3 protein-coding genes, 1 tRNA gene and 2 rRNA genes are annotated in these 5149 nt (G+C 56.3%); all 6 read right to left on the reverse strand.

Annotated features, from left to right (window positions below; all coding sequences use genetic code 11):
• Positions 1-2664, reverse strand: a 2664-nt coding sequence (locus ACEW72_RS03560) for an amidohydrolase (protein ID WP_373475007.1), incomplete at its 3' end; no start/stop codon positions are given.
• A gap of 169 nt (positions 2665-2833) precedes the next feature.
• Entirely contained in the window at positions 2834-3727 is an 894-nt protein-coding gene (locus ACEW72_RS03565; protein ID WP_373475008.1) for an OmpA family protein, read from the reverse strand.
• A 318-nt stretch (positions 3728-4045) separates the two neighbouring features.
• Complete coding sequence (locus tag ACEW72_RS03570) at positions 4046-4216, reverse strand: hypothetical protein (RefSeq protein ID WP_373475009.1); 171 nt, start codon at positions 4214-4216, stop codon at positions 4046-4048.
• A gap of 274 nt (positions 4217-4490) precedes the next feature.
• Positions 4491-4567 (reverse strand) — tRNA-Met (locus ACEW72_RS03575).
• 181 nt (positions 4568-4748) lie between these two features.
• Positions 4749-4863, reverse strand: a 5S ribosomal RNA gene (rrf, locus tag ACEW72_RS03580).
• A gap of 177 nt (positions 4864-5040) precedes the next feature.
• A 23S ribosomal RNA gene (locus tag ACEW72_RS03585) occupies positions 5041-5149 on the reverse strand; the annotation flags it as partial.

A 5149-nucleotide genomic window follows, 5' to 3' on the forward strand; every position in this document is an offset into this window, starting at 1 on the left:
CTTCGAAAAGAACTGCACGACATCATCGTAAAATATATCGAGTGGCACATTATGTTCGACCGTGGTGTTGCCGTCGGCAATCAGGTTCATGTCCATGCCGAACAGCGAACCGCCCTCGGCCACCGAGCGCATATTTTCCTGCAAAGCGGCGGCGACTACCTGCTGGCGCTGTTCACGGCGTGGCTGGTTGTAGTTTTTGACGCTATGCGCGCCCTGGGCTTTCAGGCGGCGAACATGCGCCAGTGCATCGTCGAGACTGTTGATCTCGGCATAGACGTCAGCCGCCTTTGCCCCATAAACGATTTCGCCCGTCGAGAAGCTGCGAGGACCGACGATCAGGCCTGCACGCTGCATTTCAACTGCGGGGAACACTGTCGCCGCGCTGCTTGACGGATCATGCCGCGTCGTAATCCCCATCGCCAGATTGAGCATATTGACCCAATTCTGCTGCGGGGTCATTTCATCGACACCATGTGGCCCGTGCGCATGGGCATCGACAAGACCAGGAATGATTGTCTTGCCAGTCAGGTCGACCGTCTTCGCGCCTGCAGGAATGGCAAGCTCGCCAGCGCGGCCAACGGCCTTGATGCGGTCGTTCTCGACCAGCACCACGCCATTGTCGATAATGCCGCCGCTCTTGTCCTCCATTGTGACTATGCGTGCGCCTGTGAACGCAACAAGGCCAGTCGGCCTGTCTGACTTCATGGGCATCGCCAAAGAGACGCCAGTCTTGGGCGGTTCGAACTTGACCGGCTTGGCGTCCTTCGCAAGCGGCGCGTTAGGATAGAATGCGCTTGTTTGCGCCGAATAGAGCGTCGGCCCGATAGCCCAGTGCAGGGCGCTGCCATTGTTGCTCCAATGGATATAATCCGCACCGACATTGCTGACCTTCGTCACCGGAAGCGGTCCGCCCGAAGGGGACGCGCTGACTTCCTGCGTGCCGGGCATCAGCGGCATGACGAAGGCTTCATAATTCTGGCGGAAAGCAAAATTATTGCCATCGGGTGATACTTCATAAATCGTCGTCAATTCACCGCTGGCATGGCTGCGCTTGGCTTCGCCGCTTACATCGGTACTAACTAGCAAACGCTTGTTCTGGCCATTTTCCGTAAAGAAGACACGGTCGTTGCTGCTGCCATAATGGGGGGCGGTACCGCCCGCATTGACCCGCACGATTTCGCCGCCTGTTGCCGCCACGCGGTAAATTCCGGGCTGGTCGGACATCAAAGGCGAAGTCAGGCCGCCGCCCTGGCCCTTCTCAAAGACAATAGTTTTGCCGTCCGGGGAAAAACGCGGGCGGGCGTAATGTCCGGCCTGAGGCGTGACCTTTTTCGACGCACCTCCTGATGCGGCCATCGTTCGAATTTCGCCCAGCCCCTTATCGGTCCAAGCCAGATAGGCAATCGTCTTGCCGTCGCGTGACCAGGTTGGATAGGCTTCCATCTCTGTCCCAGAAGTCAGCCTTTTGGCCGAACCGCCGCTGGCAGATTTCGTCCAAAGCTTGCCCATCGTTTCAAACAATACCGTGCGGCCATCGGGCGATGTCACCACACTGCGCGGCATCGTCGTGTTGAATTCCGCCGGTGCTACTTCAACCGGTGGGCGCGGTGGATCAATCACACCGCGCGTATCCGAAATGCGGAACGGGATTTCGCTCGAAGCCCCGCTCGGCCAATCGACCTTACGGATCTTGCCGCCAGCCCAGAAATAAATGCTTTTGCTGTCGGGCGACCAGTCCATGTTCGGATAAACACCCGTCACCGCCCAGGTTTCCTGCACATCCTGATCAAGCGCATCGTAAATCTTGCGCTCTTCACCAGTCGACAGATCTTTTACATAAAGCTTAGACTTGGTGCGCTCGCGGCGCACGAAGGCAATTTTCTTCCCATCGGGCGAAGGCGTCGCGCGTACTGAGCCGCCCGTTCCTGCAACCGCCGTTTCGGTTTTACCGGTTTCGATTTCATAGCGTTCGATGTCGAAAATCTGCCCGTTCGAGTCCTGCGCATATTGGAAGATCGGGCCGGGCGTGATGTTGCGGGTATAATAAAGATGCTTGCCATCGGGCGCATATATCGGCTCGCCCAATTCCTTCTGGTGCTGCTCATTGGGTTTTTTGACCAGCTGCACGCCTGCCCCACCCGACACATGATAGAGCCAGACCTCTCCTGTCCCCAGCGAACGACCAGTAGTAAAATGCTTCTTTGCCGCAATGAATCGCCCGTCAGGGCTCCAGCTTGGCTGGTTCAGCAAGCGAAAATCCTCTTTGGTCAGCTGGCGCTTGTCGGAGCCATCGGCATTCATGATCCAGATATTGTCGCCACCGCCACGATCTGACGTGAAGGCAATCCGCCGTCCGTCGGGCGAAAAACGCGGCTGGGTTTCAAAAGGCAGGCCTTCGGCAATCCGCGTCGGGGTGCCGCCGCTTACGGGTACCGTGTAGATGTCACCGAGCAAATCAAAGGCCAGCGTGCCGCCATCAGGGCTGACGTCGAGGTTCATCCACGAACCTTCATCGGTGTTGATTTCGATCTGGCGCACTGTCAGCCCTGGAGGTGCAGACACGTCCCATTTTGGCTTGTCAAGGGCTGGCTTGTCTTGCGCCCAAGCGGACGCAGATACACAAGACACACCGGCTAAAAGCGCGGTTTTGATTAAAAATTTCATTGCAAAGCTCCCCTATCGTGACATTGACTGCGTTGCTGTCACGCCTAGCGGGCGTGGGCAAGCCCTAGAGCGTGGCTTCGATAGGGATAGGGATATTTTCGGCGAACGACACTCCGCCAGCGCCTTCGCGGAAGGTATCGGGGTGGGCGCAAACCCACCCCGCACATTCTTATAGCCCGTCGACGCTCTTGCTGACGAGGATGTTGACCGCAACGCGGCGGTTCTGTGCCTTGCCTTGCTCGCTTTCATTGTCCGCCAGCGGATCGGCTTCGGCCATTCCGGTCGGGGTCAACATACGATAGGGCTTCCAGCCGCAAGCCTGTTGCAGATGATTAACGACCTTGGACGCACGCTTTTCGCTGAGCGTCTGGTTATAGTCATAATCGCCAACCGAATCGGTATAACCGACGACCAGCATCAACGCATTATCGGTCGCCCCGGCTTGTGTTGCAGCGTTGCAAAGCTCTGCCTGCGCCTGTTGCGACAACTGCCACTTGCCGGTGTCAAAATAGACGTTGGTCGTGCCTTTGACATTATACTGGTCAATATCGGCAACGCGGCTGCGCAGCGCTTCGGTTGCGGCGGTCTGCTCGGCAAAGCCCTGTTCGGTTCCATTGCGGATCATGCTGGCGGTCTTCAGGTCCTTGTTCTGCAAGCGGATCGAGCTCGCAACAAGGCCGCCGCCCCACTGCACCGTTTTGGCCGTCACTGGCAGGCCGTTCAACAACTGGTCGGTCGCAAGCTTTGCTTTTCCGAGCCCGAACAGCCCTGAGCTCGAGCGAACCTGAGTAGACTCGCTGATCGACAGGACGGTTTTGGTGCCGGTAGGACCGGTTATCTGAACGCGGTCGTCCTTTCGCGCCGAAATGAAGCCTTTGATTTCCGGTCCTTCGGGAAGTCCGGTCAAATCGGCGGGCGGCATACCGGTGACGACGGTGCCGGCCTCAGCCTCTACCAGTGGTAATTCGGATTGCTGTTCCTGCGCCGCTACACCGGCCCATGCGGGAACGGACAGCACGGCAATAAGCGCAAACATTTTGGGTCGTCTGGAATTCAAAATCATATCGGTCTCCCAATTATACGTTCAGCCGGTCTTTGCTTTTCGTAGACCTTGTCGGACCATCCCCCTTTTGATGGCGTGCCCGGCTGCTGGAAGCCCCCTTCATCTCGCGATCCGGCGGCGAAGCCGGACTTGAACGCTATGCAGATTGCGCGTGGGTGCGCGAAGCTTTCTGGAAGATGAACGGAGATGTGGAGGCATGGATGCGCACCGATGTTGCGAGGGTCGTTTGCGACAAACGGTTGCAGAGATGTTCAAGCGGAGGTGCAGAAGTCGCAAACTCCTCCGTTCTGCGATCTTTGACCTCTACGCAAATTTCGATCAGCTAATCACCTTTTCCATTATCGCGCGATCAAGATGCTGGTCACCGATTTGGACGACTTGATGCTCAATGACCGTAAAGCCAAGCGCGGCAAAGGCGGGCTGCGCCATCAAGCTTGCATGGGTCCACAGGCGGGGTTCATCTTGTGAGCGGGCTTTCTCTTCGATCATATCGAACAACCGCCGGAACAGCCCGGTAACCGAGCGATGACAGACAAGCGGGGCCTAACATTTCAGTGAAAGGAAGCCGCGCGGCTGGCTCCAAATTCCTGATTACCTAATTTTTGGCGTCAGGGCTTAGCGTTCCGTTGCTTGCGGAACTAGGATTTCACGGCTTCGCCGTGGTCTCCGCAATGGCTTTGCCATTGCTCCGGCTGAACAAGCTTCACATCCAGCCCTCGCCACAGCCAAACAAAAAACCCGGCGCAAGGCCGGGTCTGTTGTTTGGTTGCGGGAGTAGGATTTGAACCTACGACCTTCAGGTTATGAGCCTGACGAGCTACCGGGCTGCTCCATCCCGCGCCACCAATATGGACCCGAAGGTCCAGAAACCAAAAAGCGGCCGTCAACTTTTGAGGGTTGATCGGCCGCTTTTGAATTATGAATGGGTTTGTCCAATGCACTTACCTGTTGCCGCGATTTCTTAACCGCAAAATTCGAAATTTTGCTCGAAATCGCTAATATCATGAGCGCCGGCTGTAATGCCTGGCGACGCCCTACTCTTCCAACGCTTAAGCGGTAGTACCATCGGCGCAGTTTGGTTTCACGGCCGAGTTCGGGATGGGATCGGGTGGGTCACAAACGCTATGGTCACCAAGCAATGAAGCAGGCGCTCACAATATGGGGCGCTACCCGAAGGTAGCGCGTCCACACATAAGTGTAATTGGGTTATAATCGATACCCGTGCAGGAAAATATATTATCTAGTGTGATCATAATCATCCGCCATCGACGTGGCTGAACAAATCAGCACTGTCATTGATGGTGGGACTCTTTGACCAAGCGCGAAAAGAGTAATTAGGATTGGTTAGCTTCACGCATTACTGCGCTTCCACACCCAACCTATCAACGTAGTGGTCTACTACGACTCGATGAAATCTAATCT

It is taken from the genome of Sphingorhabdus sp., assembly GCF_041737645.1.
Classification (GTDB): Bacteria; Pseudomonadota; Alphaproteobacteria; order Sphingomonadales; family Sphingomonadaceae; genus Sphingorhabdus_B.

Coding starts and splice junctions, on each gene's coding strand:
- ACEW72_RS03570 (WP_373475009.1), bottom strand. CDS start 4,216: ATGATCGAAGAGAAAGCCCGCTCACAAGATGAACCCCGCCTGTGGACC.
- ACEW72_RS03565 (WP_373475008.1), bottom strand. CDS start 3,727: ATGATTTTGAATTCCAGACGACCCAAAATGTTTGCGCTTATTGCCGTG.